Consider the following 16,329-nt stretch of genomic DNA (forward strand, 5'->3'; position numbering starts at 1 on the left):
TCATGCAGGGGTCAATGAGTCAAAACTAAACGTCCCTGGCGGATCTTGGTTTTATCCTATCATTTTTAACAAGCTCAAGCGGAGTTGAATATCGTAAGATTCGCCGGATCATACACAATGTATTGACAACGAATACACAGAGAATTACAATGATAACAGAAGAATAACTTTAGTGTTTTAAGGAGGCATGCTCTATGGCACAGATAAGTATGAGAATAGACGATAATGTTAAAAGAAAAGCTGAAATTGCGTGCGAGGCACTGGGAATGAACATGACAACCGCCATCAATCTGTATCTTGTAAAGTTAGGTAATGAAATGAGAATCCCATTTGAGGTATCAGTTGATCCATTTTATAATCCAGTAAATCAGAGTGTTCTTGAAAAATCCATACAACAACTCAATGCAGGCAAAGGAAAACAACACGACATTATAGAGGTGGACTAATAAATGAATAAAACATGGTCTGATATTGCCTGGGAGGATTATTTATATTGGCAAACAATTGTCCATCATGCTCAGCATAAGAGTCTTACCAAACCTACGAGGCCTTGTGAACAGGCTGACAGCATTATCCGTATCATGAACCAGCTCATATAGCATCTCGGTTTTATCTACATAGTAATTACCATGCTCCCTGATATCTCTAAAATCTGATTTGCCAACATCAACCTCTTCCTTCAGATAGTAAATATCAAACACATCTTTATATCTTGTGGAGCGGCTTCCGAATCTCACAAGTGATTTCAGTTTTTCAGTAATCATCTGATGTCTGGAATTAATCAAAAGGCTTACAGCGTCATCCTGGAATCCCACGTCAAAAGCATATTCTTCCTGTTCAAGCGTAAGGTCAGCATGAACACCTATATCCATCTTCAGAGAAAGCATTGTTCCCTCAACATCTTCGACAGTTAGTGTAATCCTCTCAAAAAAGCACTATTTTTAAGAATAGTATCTTTTTTATTTATGAACTAATAGAGATATATATGATAATAAATATAATATTATAATCAATTCTGTATGAAAAAAGCTTTCAAATCTAGTGGAGGTAATTACAAATACAAAAGCAGTCGTACGCGGGAAACTGCCTTGTATAGTGTCAAGAATATATAGTCGAAAGAAAGTAAAATTTCCAAATCGCATTATTATTATGACATTTGGAAAATATAAACTTGACAGGCGGGACACGCTTTTTTACAATTTATGTATGATTTATTTCCAAATGTACTTAATAATCTTATGTTTTGGAAAAAATGAGGTTTAAGCTGAATGATAGGACGAATCGAAGAGAAAAGACAATTGCGACAACTGTTAACCGCAGATGAGGCGCAATTTGTTGCAGTTTTCGGTAGACGAAGAATTGGAAAGACGTTTCTTATAAGAGAGAGTTTTGATTATAAGTTTACTTTTCAACATACTGGTCTCAGTAATAATTCAATAAAGAAAAATATGAGGAAAAAGACTCAGTTGGAAGCTTTTTCAAAATCGTTGAAAGATGCGGGTTTTTCTACTGATAGGACATTAAACTCATGGTATGATGCATTTGATTGCCTAAAAGAACTTATCAAGCAGTCTAAAGATACTAAGAAGGTAATATTTATTGACGAGTTATCTTGGATGGATACTAAAGGGAGTGAATTAATCTCTGCACTTGAGCACTTCTGGAATGGATGGGTAACTGCCCGCCCAGAAAAGGATGTTATTCTGGTGGTATGCGCTTCTGCAACGTATTGGATGATGGACAACATTGTTAATTCAAAAGGTGGTTTACACAATAGACTAACTGGACAAATAAAGCTAAAACCATTTACTTTGGCAGAATGCGAAGAGTATTTAAAAACGAAAAAGATATCTTTTAACCGACATCAGATTATTCAATGTTACATGATTCTTGGTGGCGTACCTTATTATTGGAGCCTGCTTAGTAAAGGAAAGAGCCTTTCGCAAAATATAGATGAGCTCTTTTTCAAAGAAGGAGCTTCATTACAGGACGAATATGACAACCTTTACAAGGCCCTTTTTAATAAACCAGATCAATATATTAAAATAATTGAGGCCCTTTGCAGCGTCAATAAAGGAATTACAAGGGAAGAAATTTGTAAAAAGACTAAGATTCCAAGTTCCGGAGATCTTACTAAAAAACTAAAGGAACTTGAAAATTGTGGTTTCATAAGAAAATATGTGCCATTTGGTGCAGAGAGTAAAAATGCGTTATATCAGCTTATTGATGGTTATACACTTTTTTATAATAGATTTTTAAGAGATAATGCATACGATGATAATTTTTGGAAGAACGCAACTAACTCCGGGCAAATAAATGCATGGACGGGAATCGCATTTGAAAGAGTCTGTCTTGAACATGTTTCCCAAATAAAAAAAGCATTAGGAATTTCAGGAGTTCAGACCAATGTAAATTCATGGAAATGTGAGGCAAATCCTGATAAAGGATTGTTGGGGTCTCAGATAGATCTTTTAATCATTAGAAAAGATCAAGTCATCAACGTATGTGAGATGAAGTATTCTGAGTCAGATTATGTGCCTGACCTGGCGTTTGATAAAGCTATGCGAAGGAAAATTGCAGATTTACAGCAGGCAACAAAAACAAAGTTTGCCATTCATTCTACATTGGTAACGACTTATGATGTGGAAGAAAATTCATATTATGGAAATATCCAATCCATTGTAACGGGTGAAGATTTATTCAGATGATGCATAAAGAAAAGAGACGGGTTTACAAAATCCGTCTCTTTACATTTTTAATTTCGTTTGCAGAAATATTTTTTATGCACGTTTTCAGGAACTTTTAAAAAAATTTTTTCCAGTTTCTTTTCGTCTTTTAGTTTGATTATATAATTTGATTATATGTAATCAAACCACTTTCCGCTTAATATAAGGCTTTACTGATATTTATTTCCTTTGTAATCCTGATGATTAAGCTCCGCAATATTGCCTGCAATACCAATCTTTAAACCATCAAGGTAATTCAGTTTTCCTATAAATCTTTTAATGGAATCATCCGAAAATGAATATCTTATAAAATCAAGGTCAAGATCCTGCGTAGCACGTCTGGCATTCTTAGAGATACTGCGCATTACGACACCGCCCTTAATTGTGGCATTTCTCCCCATTCCACTCTCTGCAATTGCTTTAAGCACTATATCCTGGCATAGCTTAGCTTCAGCATTAGCTTCACTATACCCCTCATCTTTAATTTTTACTACTTCATCATGTAAATTCATTTATATCAAAGGACCTCCATCTGTATCTGATTCATAATAATTTCGCCTTTATGGAACATGTAGGCATAATCTTCTACGAGTCCAAAATCCATCTCTTCGGTGATACGTCGATAATTTTGAATGATTTCTTTATAATAATCAAAAGGTATTTTGGACCTAAATCTCATCAATTCTACCAGCATACGTTCCCTATTATATATCCTGATGGATATATTATTGTATTGCATTTCTTCAATGCCCGCCTCAAAAATTTCATCTTTTAAAAAAGATTGTTTTACGCGACTATCTCTAATCCGGCTATCTTCCCTTTTTGTGGCAAGATGAAAATAATCGGGAATTACATCTGTAAGAGAGTGATAATAATATGCACTCTTATCAGTAAATACAGCTTTAGGATATTTGCTCATTATTACTTCAATATCTGATATATTACGCCTAGTAGAATATATTCCCTTTTCTTTCATGAAGATATTTCCACTAAGGATCTCTTTTTTGAGTCTATAGTCGCTCCCGTATTTATCTATACATTCATTGTATGTAAGAAGCATATCTACCCTCCTTTTTAAGCAAACATACACACGACATCATTCTTGTGTGTATGTTTACTTTAATTATAGGATATCTTCTGCTCACTCGCAACACAAATTTGAGTAAACATACACACGACACGCCTCTGGTGTGTATATTTACTTCAATAACATACCTCCCTAACTATACATTCTGCGGCTGGGAGCCAACATCAGAATACGAGGGAAAATATCTAAAAAGAAATAAATCCGGATATGTAACCCAGATTAAAGCAGGAAACATAATGGACCTGGATTTGAGGCCTGTCTTCAAACCAACCAGGTTCAAGCTGGTCATCAATCCGAATGGTAAGACCATTGAATATAACGGCCAGAAATACACCAAAGCCTTTGCCCCTTTTGATACATATCTGTACTACGATGTAGATCAGGCGAAACTAGACCAGCTCTTTCATGCTATAGTCTATTGCGATGAAGAGGGCGAACTTAGGCGTCCTGATTACAGCTACGACGCCAAAGGCCGAAATATGTGCGATGTATACGAACCCCTGATTCCTTCAAAGGATGGTGCAACTATTACTCTGTATGTACAACGGATTATCGAGGACTGAGTCAAGGGGACGTGAGTCAAGGGGACGTAACAAATTGACTCACTGATAGAAAAGAGGGCCCCGGGACAATTTGTCCCGGGGTCCTTCAAATTAATCAATTATCAGTTACTTGGAAAGCATTAAATACCGCCTGTTGTCCTTACAGACTTCATTACGCTCCAACCGCCTTCATAATCGGGCTTTCCGTCTTCAGACTGAGAATCTACAACTATAGGTCTTACTCTTACGTAGTACTCTTTACCGGCTGCTACAGGTGTGCCCTCTGCATTGCTTATAGTATACGGTCCGTCTGCATCATAATCTACAACTTTAGAATATGTAGCACCCTTTCTGAAGCTGATCGATGTTGAATACTCAATCTCATACTTGCACTGAGCATTGCCCTCGAACTTTACGTTAAAGCTTGTGGCTGCAGGTGTTCCGATCGTTACCTCAACATCTTCAGGTCTCTCCCAGATAGGATAGAATGTTACTGTTGAACCCTTCTTGGGATTGATGGATGTCTTGGTGATATCCTGCTTGCCAGCCTTGTCATAAGCATATCCTGTGCAGATATAGCCATTCTTCTCGACATTGATAACCTTATTGTTATTGTCGATGAACGCTACCTTCAGGGCTTCTGCATTGGCTTTAACAAAGATATTTCTGTTGTAGGAAATAGGATTCTCAAGACCATCACTATATGTGAAGCCTGTTGTGATCTTGTTTCCTGCTTCATATCTGTGTCCGCCGTTAGGATCAAATGCTGCTGTAACCTTTTCTGCCTTGAATATTGCACGGAGATTTACATCTGCATCATTGCCCTTCTTGATGACTGTTACATAATTGCCGCTCATGGTTACGCTCTGTTTATCAGCACCTGCATTGAGCAGTTCCCATCCTACAAATGTATATCCGGGAACACTGGGTTTTTCAAGTGTTACCTTCTTACCAAAGGTAAGGGCCTTATTCTTGTACAGAGCCTTCCATGCCTTGCTGACCTTAGTAGCGCTTTCAGGCTGCAGTGTAGCCTTCAGTGTATCGTATTCAGTGCCACTTGTGATCAGAACTTCGTTATCAAGGATTGCAAAAGCATCTATAGCCTTATTGACATGCTTGGTGTTGTTGAGTTCCCAGATAGCATATACTTTGACATTCTGCTTATTCTTGGTACCAAGTGTGCACATCTCAAGAGCTTCTGCAGCAGTATCTGTGAGCATCTTCTTGCCCTTCTTGTCGGCAGCAAAGCCTACGAATGTATATCCGTTCTTCTGCCATCCAAGACCTGCGATAGTCTCTGTCTGAGAAGCATTATACTCAACACTGTATGCCGCAGCCTTAGTTACTTCCTGGCCATCCTTTACTACATTACTGCCATTAGGATAGATCTTAACATTGAAGTTAACCTCTGCAAAATTAGCAGTTACTACGATATCACCCTTAGTGGTCTGTGCCTTGATAGCTTTGACCAGCTTCTTGGAAGTGGTATAAGTAGTGGTTGTATCTCCGTTAAGTGTCCAACCTGTGAACTTGTATCCGGGCCACTTAGGTGTCGGGAACTTACTTACGCTCTTAGCCTTATATGTCTTAGGATACTTCTGCTGGTCATTGGCATGGAGATTATCATACTCAATATTGTAAAGGTTGCTGGAACTCCAGAATACATATACCTTTACGATACCTTCTTCGCTGAGAACCGCATCTCCAAACTTGGTAGCAGAATAGTAGTTCTTAAGATTGAGATTCTTTGTATATTTGCCCTTGCTATTCTTCATGCGGATCTTGCTGGCTGCCTTGTCACCATTATTGCCTCTCTGAAGAGCAAGTGCTCCGGCTGCCAGGTTGACCTTCTGACCATATTTAGCCCTTTCGCCATATACATCGCTATAGAATACGCTTCTGGTCTCGTCGTCAGCATCGATGAATTCGATGTCATATTCAACAGGAACCCAGATAGCTGTAAGCTTAGCTTTGCCATAGCTTGCAGGATCTACGCTATAAACACCATTAGCATCAGCTGTTACTGTGACGTTTGCATTGGAGATTGTCCATCCGCCAAATGTATAACCCTTCTTGGTAGGTGTCTGAAGAGCTACGCCTGTACCTGTCTTATAGGACTTGGGCTCAGACTTCTTTACCTTGCCCTTCTTAAGGTCATAGCTAAGCTTGTAGCTGTTTGCTGCCCACTGGCCATAAAGAGTTACATTATCTTCCAGCTTGGTGATAGATGCATCAACTGCATATTTTGTGCCCTTGCCATCAGCCTGAGTATTGAAAGAGGACAGTGTATATCCGTTTCTCTTGAAAGGTGAACCATCTTCCTTGTTTGCTTCTGCAACAAATGCGCCAAGATCGAAGCTCTCATCATAAGGATGAGCACCTTCAAGAACTACTGTTTCAGCACCATCAATGTTCTGGTTGTAAGAAATGGATGCTGTGGAAACAGTATACTTTGCATACAGTGTAGCTGAGTAAAGCTTACCTGTTCTTCCTACGTTGAGGTATCCGGGGCCAAAGCCAGCAGCTGTAGAGATATTACTTGTATCATCATCCTTGTCAACATACCAATAATCAAATGTAAAGCCCTTCTTATAAGGATTAGGTATAGCAACAAATGATGTAATATCGTTAGTTGTGTAAGAAGAGATGCGATCTACGATCTTCTTCTTATCAGCAGCTGTTGAGATATTATCGGAAGCAAATACGCCGCCATTGGTATCGAGCTTAACGGAATATGTTTCAGGCTTCCACTCTGCTGTCAGCTTTACATAATCGTCGTTTGTAGTAGACAGACTCTGGAGCACATCTCCTGTCTTATAGGACTTGCCATTGGAGCACTTCCAGCCTGACAGTGTATATCCTACTCTTGTAAACTCTTCACCAGTCAGTGTATACTTGTCGCCTACCAGAAGTTCAGTAGTATAACCTGTATAGTAGTAGGACTTTGATCCATGGTTAACGGTTGCTGATGTGATTCCGCCAAGTACGTCAGTATCGATATCAGATACAGCAACACCGTCGCCTATATCAAAGATCACATTATAGCTTGCAACATCCCATTTAGCATAGAGCTTCATCTCAGCTGCGGGGATGAGCGCTGAAGTGATATCAACTTTGGTGCTAGGCTCAAGTGATGCGTCTACTGCTCCAGATGCTGTAAGAGCCCAGCCCTTAAATTCGTAACCTGCAGGAGCTGCAAAACCACATTCTTCATTGTCTGGTACAATTGCTGTGTCGCCTACAAATGTAGCCAGTGTAAAGGTCTGGTCTGCCCTAACATCTGTACCATAATTGCTGTTAAAGATAACAGACTTAGCTGCGCCCTTCCACCTAGCCTTCAGTGCCAAAGTGTTTCCTGTTAATACATTCTTATCTACTACTGTTGAAGCTGTTGCCTGATACTCTACGTCATCAACTGTATAGAACCATCCAACAAATGTAAAGTCGGTTGTTCCGGAGCTGACATACTCAGGAGTCTCAGTGAATCTCAGAACCTTGCCAAGTGATGTGCCGTAAGCTACAGTCTCATTTGCGCTGCCCTGATAACCGCCATTGTAATTGAATGCTACGGTTTCATTATCCGGTGTCCACTTAGCATAAACAGTGATGCCCTTCTGAATATCGGAATTGCTAACTGCCAGAGTCCAAGGGCCTGAACCTGTAAGGGGTTCTTCAAACTTGGAATCCTTATACCATCCGTTAAATGTGTAGAAGTCCTTAACGGGTGCATAGAAGGTAATAGTCTTGGGAGTTTCTCCGGTAACATCTGCAAGCACGTTTGCAGGGTTCTTGGAGTCATTGGTAGCGCCTTCAAGGCCCTTGTAAGTTACCGTATAATATCTACCTGTTGTCTTGGGTGTCCACTTAGCATAGAAGGTAATGCCTTCTGTATCTGTGGACTTGATGGTATATTCATATGCATTATCAACGCCTGTCTTAGCAGGAACAGCTTTCTTGAATTCCTTATCTGTATACCATCCGCCGAAGTCATAGTCAGCCTTAGTTACTTCTGCTTTAGTAAGGGTGATTGTTGCAGGAGTAGCTACACCGGCATTGTTTATAGTATATGTTGTAGAGCCATCTCTTGTTGAAATACCGCCGTTAAGTTCAAATTCATATGTATGTGTTTCAGCAGTCCATGTAGCTGTTACTGTGAAAGCTGTAGCGGGTATATCAGCTTTCTTGATAGTTACATTACCATCTTTATCAATTGTATTAGTTCCTGTTGCAATTGCCTCGGCATTATTGATCTTGAAACCTGCAAACTCATAGTTCACACGTGTAGGAGCTTTAACAACAAGATCTGCGCCATATGTAGCTTTGCCAGGTCTGTCTGTTGACCACTTTACAGGGTAAACAGTTGTGCTATCACTTGTCTCAGCATCTTTCCAAGTGATATTACTGCTTATAGGAGTGAGCTTTGCATATAATGAAAGTGCACCTGTCTTATTCTTGGTGTCAAATACGTACAATCCATCAGAATTCTTGGAAAGTGCATAAGCGCTCTCGAGAGAAGCTTCTGTGAACCATCCGCCAAACTCATATCCTGCTCCCAGTGTTGCAGATACAGATATTGCTGGAACAAGAACCTGTGTGGTTCCTGTAGCATATGTTGTTGCAACTCCGGTACCCTCGCCAACAATCTGAGTTGCCTCCAGATGAGTTGTTGCTCCGGCTTCGGATGTAGGATCAACTTTGAAATATTTAAGAGCATTGCTGTTTGCTGTAAGCTTTGCATACAGTTTCAGATTCTTAACGCCATCTGAACCTACTGTGCATTTTCCATCAGTGGTGTCATTGATTGTTAGTAATCCTGTTTTTGCACCTTCTGTATCAAATAATACAGCTGTATTATCCTTAGAATAATACCATCCATCAAATGTATATCCGGGTTTGGATATTGCAGGAAGCGTTATTGCTCCACCTTCAATTTCTGAATAACTGAATACTTTACCACCATCAGTGGTTCCGCCATTAATAGTTCCGTTAGCTGTATCATATTCAGGATAGAATGCTGTCTTACTGAATACTGAACCTTCAGGAGTTACATATGTGATCCTGTAGCGGTTGTCAGTATAAGCTGCCTGGAATACAGCATCAAAACCGTCCTCATAGTTTGCATCCAAGAATTCAGATGTGAAGCTTGCTACTTGTCCACTCTCTGTAGTAGCGATAGAAGCTCCTGCTTCTGCGTTCAGGAATACCCATCTTCCATCACTTCTACCGTTGACAGCGGGAACAGAAGGAAGTGTTACTGCATTTTCACCTGTTAAAGGGGCATTGGAAACAGCATCTTCATACTCTACCCAACCTGTTGAATCAACAGCAGCAGTTACTTCAGCGTAGTACTTACCGGATTGAGCATAGCTATCTGAAGTCAACGTATATACCAGTCCGTTTTGAGCATGCTCATACTTGCCTGATACTACTGTGCCATCTACATGTACATTAGTTATTGTTGCTTGTGTAGGTAAAGACCAAACAGATACTGCTTCAGGACCGGCCCCTTCGAAATCTTCTTGCGTAGCAAGTCTAAATGTATAGGGGCTTCCAGTAGTTCCTAAGCCTTCTCTTATGTATATACCCTCATATTCCCCGGGATCTTCAACTAAAGGCGTTTCAGTACCAGGGGTATAATACGTCATATTTGCTTGAGCTTCGCCAGAAGCTGTAATATACTCACCTTCTACCTCGGAATAATACTTGCCTGTTACGGAATCGCCAGTAATCGTTGCGGTAACAGGGAATTCTGTAGGAAGTCTGTAATATCTAGTTCCACTTGTGTAAGTGCCTTCGGCTGCCTCATAAGTATACGGACCTCCATCATCTCCGCTTCTTGTATAATATGCAGATACGTCTGTTCCAGCCACTTCATCTGAAGGAGATACTAACCCAACAGCAGTTGGCGCACCCGTAGGTGATAAGCTTTCACCATTTGCGTCATAAAAATGATAAGTCAGTTTATTCGCTGTTAATATTGGAGTCGGTGTTCCCGTTGGTGCCGCCTCCGCAAACCTTCCCGGCGTGCCGGGTACCCCCGAGGTGAATGCAAGCATTACTGCAAGTGCAGCACTGAGCACTCTACTTAGAGATCTTTTTCTCATATGGTTTTTCTCCTTTCGCAATATGCTTTTTCTCACCGGCCATCCTTGCCGGTGAAAACAACATGCTATAACTTGAAAAAAGATAACACTTACTGCTTTCCAGTCTACTGTGCGCTAATCCCGCGTTTAGTGAAGACTTGATTCCACCTCCTTTTGATATTTGACAAGCGCACAACATTTGATGATTGCTCTCTCTTTTTCGGTTAAATAAATTGAAATAGAAAGGGGCTGGCGTAAAAATATTTAACGAAAATTTTTTAATATTTTTAGCATTATGAACAATTGACTATTTTTATAGAAGATTGCACAAGAAAAAAACTCCTTATCACATCAGTGATAAGGAGCCTCATAAAATCAATATCTTTAGTGCGCTGCCAGGGTCTCGAACCCTGGACAACCTGATTAAGAGTCAGGTGCTCTACCAACTGAGCTAGCAGCGCATATATGTGAACGCCACCGCAGTGACGACAGTTATAATTTATACCACTTTTCCGAAACTAATGCAAGCCCTTTTTGGAATCTTTTTTTATAATAACATGCATTTTCTTTAGCGGACCCTTACACACTGACCTCTGTTTTTCCCTCCGTCCACGGAATCGCCATAAAGATCGCTTGTCTTTTATTATTTGTCAAAGCCTTATCAGAGTAGGCATCCAGCCATACCATGCAATCGTTTTATGTCAATAATTTTATATATAATTATTTAATCTATCCAAGTTTTGTAGTATTATTAATACATCTAATTATCTATAAAGCAAGGATGGATCCTATGTATAAAGGAAAAAATAAAACGGCGCTGTCTTCTCTTGAAAAGATCTCAACTGCCCTATATGAACTCCTGAAGACACATCCATACTCATCTATTTCAATCAGTTCTATATGCGAAAAAGCCGGGCTCTCCCGTCAAACCTTCTATTCATTGTTTGATAACAAGGATGAAGCAGCCTGTTATCTAATGGGAACTACCAGTAATTTCTTGCGCAGTGATTTATATCAAACCCGAGGCGATAACAGCCTGTGGGATATATGCGTAAGCTATGCTCATTTCCTCATTACTCACAAGGACCCACTGCATATACTCTTTATTGATAACAAGCTGGCCCCTCTCTTTTACAGATCAATTCGCGATGTCATAATAAACGATCCGAAAACGATCATACTTCTCAGAAATACTACAGACTCTCAGGAGCTTGCAGATCCGGAATTGTATGCCTCATACTGGGCATCCTGTCTAAGCGGTTTTGCAGCAACAGTCTACAGAAATTGGGACGATAGTATTAACGAGGCTCTTTTGGCCAAGAGGTTTTATTTCTACTTGTCCGGAGATTTTGCTAAAGGTCGTTTTAAAGAACTGCAATAAAAATAACCGGCGGCCATGAACCACCGGTTATACTTATGCCTTTTAGATCTGCTATAGCTCCATTATGTCATATATGAAAAAGATTATTTCCAGCTTGCGCAAAGCTTCTCAATGGCCCTGAAGGATTCCTCGCTGATATCATGCTCAATCCTGCAGGCATCTTCCCTTGCTATCTCCTCATCCACACCCATAGCCACAAAGAAGCTTGTAAGAGTCTTGTGCCTGGTGTAGATCTTCTCTGCTATCTCCTGGCCCTTATCTGTCAGAGTGATGAAGCCTGAATGGTTCATCTCCAGGTATCCGTTCTCTCTAAGGCGCTTCACAGCTATGCTGACACTGGGCTTGGTAACCGAGAGCATCTCTGCTATATCTACGCTTCGAATGTACCCGTTCTTTTCTTTTAACATGAGCATAGCCTCCAGATAGTCTTCTGCTGACTTTCCAAGGCTCTTATCTGCAAGCTTATCTGCCATAGCTTTCCTCCACACGCTATTTATCTATCTCATACACTTTCAGCCCCAAGGGACCTGCCTTAAAAAATTATAACATTTTAGCGATTCTATTACTATATCGAGAACTATATAAGTTCCACAGCTGGGCATCCCCGGTATTGTATGATCCAGATACTTAATCAATCTTTTTCATATAAAAAGGGTTATCTCCCGGCATTAGCAGGAAATAACCCTTTTATTGACCCTTACGGGTAAGAGAGCTCTATATCAGCATCAGTTAAAAAGATCTAAGATCCATTTTACAATAGTGATGATGGACAGAGGCTTAGCAGATGCAGTCTTGGACCATGCGGAGTTACCTACGCTGCTGACTGCTCTTACTCTGATATAGTAGGTCTTCTTGGATGACAGACCGGGTATCAGCTTATGATCTGTCTTGGCATTTTTGATAGTAAAGCTGCTGGTAGCAGATGCCTTGAAGTTCTTGTCAGTAGAGAGCTGTACTTCATAGCCTGCACCCTGATCAGGAAGTGCATTCCAGGTCACATCCAGCATGTAGAAGCCCTTTCCTACGGACTTCAGGCTTACAGCCTTAGGAGTGATGATAAACTGCTTGCTTACTACTGCCTCATACTGATCCTTGAAGGTCACTGTTACTGTAGCAGTGCCTACCTTCTTATTATTCTTTGCAGCTACTGTGTAATAATCTGCAGAGATCACATCGCCCTTAGCATCTACTGCTGTCACTGTAGGCACGATAGCCTTGCCTGTGTATACTACAGATTCTACAGAGAGTGTCACATCTGCGATGTGAGGGATAACTGTCTCAGAAGCTACTTCTCCGCAGAGGCTGCATACTTCTCTTACATATCCGTCCTCTGTAAGTGTAGCCTTAGCGGACTCTGTTACATATTCGTGCTCGCATACGGGCTCTACGGGTTCTTCAGGATCTTCAGGCTCCTCAGGATCTACAGGTGTGCCTGCATCCTCTGCTACTACGTCAATGTAGTCGTAGTTGAGCCAGTCGCCTGTCCATGTGCCGCCCAGTACCAGTCTGTTGTAGCCCTCTGTCAGCTCTACTGTGATATCTGTGTAGATCATGTGATCCCAGCCCTGATCCTTATTAGGAAGGTCAAATGCCACGCTGGGCTCGCCATTTATCTGGTATACAGCTGTCATATCAGCGCCGTTACCGTTAGCAGCTACTGTGATGGTGTATGTGCCTGCTTTATCTGCAAAGATACTGTAATCTCTGTAGTTGAGCTTCTTGGCAATGATGTCATCGCCTACGTTAAAGGAGCCTACTGTAGCGCCCATACCGCCTACGCCGTTATCATGGGCACGTCCTGAATAGAAATCCTGGTGCTCGGCTACAGGGTTGTTAGCAGACTTGCCGCCAAAGTCCTCTGCCTCGTATCTCTCTGCACCTGTCTCTTCTATTATAGTGATAGGAGTTACGGAGAAGTCTACAAATACCACTTCCTCGCCTTCAGCCGCTGCTGTATCAAGTGTAACTGTGTTCTCGCCTGCTGTAAGGCTTGCTGTTCCAAGCTCTGTTCTAAACTCAGGCTCTTCGCCGTCCTTCTTGTAGCCTACAAAATATCTATAGTCACCATCATAAAGAGCATCCAGACTAAGAGTAACAGCATCCTCAGATACGCTGAGCTTGTCGCCCTTGGTCCTGTCAAAGCCGCTGATGGGATCCGGAAAGCCGTCGGGAGCAATCATATCCTCTGTGTTGATGATATCGATGCAGTCGATATTAGCCCAGTTATCCTGGTTAAGGATAGTACCGGAGAGCTTGAAATCATTGAAGCCCTGCTCCAGATGGAGTACGAACTCAGACTTGTTCATCTCGTTCCAGGAAGCTCCTGCGTTATCAAGTGTCAGTGCTACATTCTCGCCGTCATTTAATCTGTATACAGCAACCATGCCATCAGCGCCGTTGCCGTTCCAGTGCCAGGTTACATTATAATCGCCGACCTTCTGTGCATAGATGGTGAAGTCAACATATTTCATGTTGGACCAATCCTCTGCTACTTCGTCCAGAGCGATATCGTTATTCAGGTTACCTACTGCCTTACCTGCTGAGAAGAATGTCTGTCCCTCAAGTGAGCAGTTGGTGTAGAAGAACTCACCCTCAAGTCTCAGAGTGCTGTCCTTAAGAGTTACATAGTGATTTGTAGTAGCGATATAGTCGATGTTCATCCAGCCGCTGCCAAGAGCACCGGAGATCTTTACTGTATTGTTTCCCTTTTCCAGGTTTACATATGCTACAACGTCATGCATAGCATCCCACTGACCATTAGCCATTCTGGGAACTGATACCAGCTGAGCTTCCTCTTCGCCTACCTTGACCAGAATCTCCTTGTCATCATCGCCGTTGTAGTGCATTACGATGGGATATGTACCCTTATCAGCTGCCTTAACAGTGAAAGTGAGGTAGTTGATATTGGACCAGTCATCAGCAACATTCTCAGCTGTAACATCTGTATTCATGTTGCCTGCTGCCTTGCCGCCTGAATAGAAGCTCTGCTCTTCAACCTTACCACCTGTGATAGTGCAGACATCCTCGTCCTCTGTCTCAAGCTTTTTCCAGCCGCTAAGGAAATCGCTCTCAGGCTCAGCTGTTACAGGATGAGTGCTGTTCTCATATGTAGGAGCTGCACACCACTTGCTGACTACTGCTGTCAGGCCTGTATTCTCGTTACCTGATACTGTATCTGAATTGCCCCAGAGCTCATCGATCTCATCATATTCAGCTTTGGAGATATCCAGTCCTTTATCCATATATTCAGGATGGTGGAAGAGGCCCCAGTTGCCATAGCCATTGATGGTCTTGTAGGTCCATGTGGTCCAGTTGAGACCATACTCTGTAAGGAGCTGCAGACCTTCATCCCATGCATCCAGGTTGTTAAAATAGCAGAACTCGCCCAGGTAGCTGGGTACATTGTAGCCTGCATTGCCGATGGCATTGGTCTTGTTCTCCATGTTAAGGATCTGGCCGCCGCCCAGGTTATCATAATCATCATAGAGATAGTTATGATACTCATACATTACATTTTCCCAGCCATATGCTGCAGGATCCGGAAGGTCTTCGGGATTCCAGGTAGCTTCCATGATCACTACGTGGTCGGGATCCTCTGCCCTTATCACATCATAAGCCTTGTCATAGATATCCCAGAGGATAGTATGGAGCTCATCTGCTGACTTGGATGAATTGTAACGGTATGTGCAGTAGGGCTCGTTAAGAAGGTCATATCCTGCTACATAAGGGTTGCCTTCGTATCTGTCTGCGATGGTCTTCCACAGGCTGTAGTAGAGCTCCTGATTGGCCTCTGCCTCATCGCCAAAGAAAAACTTGGAAGCGCCTTCCTTGTCATTCTTGCCATCTACACCAGAGTGATCACTTCCACTCTGTGAGCCGGGTGCGCCATGCATATCCAGTACTACGTAGATGCCATATTCTGCTGCTGTATTAACAAACCAGTCCAGACGCTTAAATGCCTCTGCATAGGGATCGTCAGCATTCTCATCATATCCGTAGTAATTGCCGTTCTCATCTACGATATTCCTCCACCAGAAAGGAAGACGGATGCAATTCATGCCGATCCTCTTCACATTGGCAAAGTCCTCTTCCTGCCAGTAATTCTCTTCCCAGGTATCAATGAGCTCTCTGGCCTTCTCTTCTCCAAAGCGCTCTGTCAGATTGTTGATGATAGTGGTCTGATCATAAACCGATGAGGATTCTCCGGACGGGGTCATCCAGAACTCCTGCAGAAGATAGCCTCCTGCATTGGTACCCCTAAGGTTGATGATGTCGCCCTTACCATAATCGGTTCTCAGATCCTTGCCGTCAGCCTTGATAAAAGGTGAGCTTTCAGAGCCCAAAGAAGCGTCCTCTGTCTCAGCCAGAGCTGACATGCCGGGAGCTGTCAGGGTCATTGCTGCAGACAGTGCAAATGCAAGTCCGCGTCTTAGCAATGTGCTAGTTTTTGCTTTCATTGTTTATTACCCTCCCATTTGTTAAAAATAGTTGCTTGCTGCCACCTATATCC

General features: G+C 41.9%; 10 protein-coding genes and 1 tRNA gene. 4 read left to right on the forward strand and 7 right to left on the reverse strand.

Features of this window, described 5'->3' with window-relative positions; genetic code table 11:
* Positions 1 to 194 precede the first annotated feature (194 nt).
* Positions 195 to 446 carry a type II toxin-antitoxin system RelB/DinJ family antitoxin gene (locus G636_RS0101445; protein WP_026506567.1) on the forward strand — a complete coding sequence of 84 codons (252 nt, stop codon included), beginning with the start codon at positions 195 to 197 and terminating at the stop codon, positions 444 to 446.
* Positions 447 to 488: 42 nt separating this feature from the next.
* Here G636_RS0101445 and G636_RS19200 read toward each other — a convergent pair whose 3' ends face one another.
* Positions 489 to 887: a nucleotidyl transferase AbiEii/AbiGii toxin family protein gene (locus tag G636_RS19200; protein WP_051226379.1), complete on the reverse strand. Its 399-nt coding sequence runs from the start codon at positions 885 to 887 to the stop codon at positions 489 to 491.
* A gap of 381 nt (positions 888 to 1,268) precedes the next feature.
* Here G636_RS19200 and G636_RS0101455 point away from each other — a divergent pair, with 381 nt between their 5' ends.
* Positions 1,269 to 2,708, forward strand: coding sequence for an AAA family ATPase (locus G636_RS0101455; RefSeq protein WP_026506569.1), 1,440 nt, complete (start codon positions 1,269 to 1,271; stop codon positions 2,706 to 2,708).
* A gap of 188 nt (positions 2,709 to 2,896) precedes the next feature.
* Here G636_RS0101455 and G636_RS16815 read toward each other — a convergent pair whose 3' ends face one another.
* Together G636_RS16815 and G636_RS0101465 are read right to left on the reverse strand one after the other, a co-directional pair.
* Positions 2,897 to 3,238: a hypothetical protein gene (locus G636_RS16815; protein WP_035778489.1), complete on the reverse strand. Its 342-nt coding sequence runs from the start codon at positions 3,236 to 3,238 to the stop codon at positions 2,897 to 2,899.
* Positions 3,239 to 3,243: 5 nt separating this feature from the next.
* On the reverse strand, positions 3,244 to 3,786 hold the full coding sequence (locus G636_RS0101465) for a type IV toxin-antitoxin system AbiEi family antitoxin domain-containing protein (protein WP_026506570.1): 543 nt from the start codon (positions 3,784 to 3,786) through the stop codon (positions 3,244 to 3,246).
* A gap of 263 nt (positions 3,787 to 4,049) precedes the next feature.
* Here G636_RS0101465 and G636_RS0101470 point away from each other — a divergent pair, with 263 nt between their 5' ends.
* Entirely contained in the window at positions 4,050 to 4,376 is a 327-nt protein-coding gene (locus tag G636_RS0101470) for a hypothetical protein (protein WP_026506571.1), read from the forward strand.
* Positions 4,377 to 4,495: 119 nt separating this feature from the next.
* On the opposite strand, the gene G636_RS0101475 is transcribed toward G636_RS0101470, so the two are convergent.
* Together G636_RS0101475 and G636_RS0101485 are read right to left on the reverse strand one after the other, a co-directional pair.
* Complete coding sequence (locus G636_RS0101475; protein WP_026506572.1) at positions 4,496 to 10,459, reverse strand: InlB B-repeat-containing protein; 5,964 nt, start codon at positions 10,457 to 10,459, stop codon at positions 4,496 to 4,498.
* Positions 10,460 to 10,826: 367 nt separating this feature from the next.
* A tRNA-Lys gene (locus tag G636_RS0101485) sits at positions 10,827 to 10,899 on the reverse strand.
* A 329-nt stretch (positions 10,900 to 11,228) separates the two neighbouring features.
* Between G636_RS0101485 and G636_RS16820 the strand changes: the two genes are divergently transcribed.
* Positions 11,229 to 11,819, forward strand: coding sequence for a TetR/AcrR family transcriptional regulator (locus G636_RS16820; protein ID WP_035778395.1), 591 nt, complete (start codon positions 11,229 to 11,231; stop codon positions 11,817 to 11,819).
* Positions 11,820 to 11,902: 83 nt separating this feature from the next.
* Here G636_RS16820 and G636_RS0101495 read toward each other — a convergent pair whose 3' ends face one another.
* Both G636_RS0101495 and G636_RS0101500 read right to left on the reverse strand, forming a co-directional pair.
* A complete protein-coding gene (locus G636_RS0101495) occupies positions 11,903 to 12,292 on the reverse strand; it encodes a metal-dependent transcriptional regulator (protein WP_026506574.1) in 390 nt (129 codons plus the stop codon).
* Positions 12,293 to 12,544: 252 nt separating this feature from the next.
* The gene (locus tag G636_RS0101500; RefSeq protein ID WP_026506575.1) at positions 12,545 to 16,276 is read right to left on the reverse strand and encodes a cellulase family glycosylhydrolase; all 3,732 of its coding nucleotides are present in this window, start codon (positions 16,274 to 16,276) and stop codon (positions 12,545 to 12,547) included.
* Between the last annotated feature and the right edge of the window lie 53 nt (positions 16,277 to 16,329).

Source organism: Butyrivibrio sp. MC2013, assembly GCF_000424585.1.
In the GTDB taxonomy this organism is placed as follows: Bacteria; Bacillota; Clostridia; order Lachnospirales; family Lachnospiraceae; genus Butyrivibrio.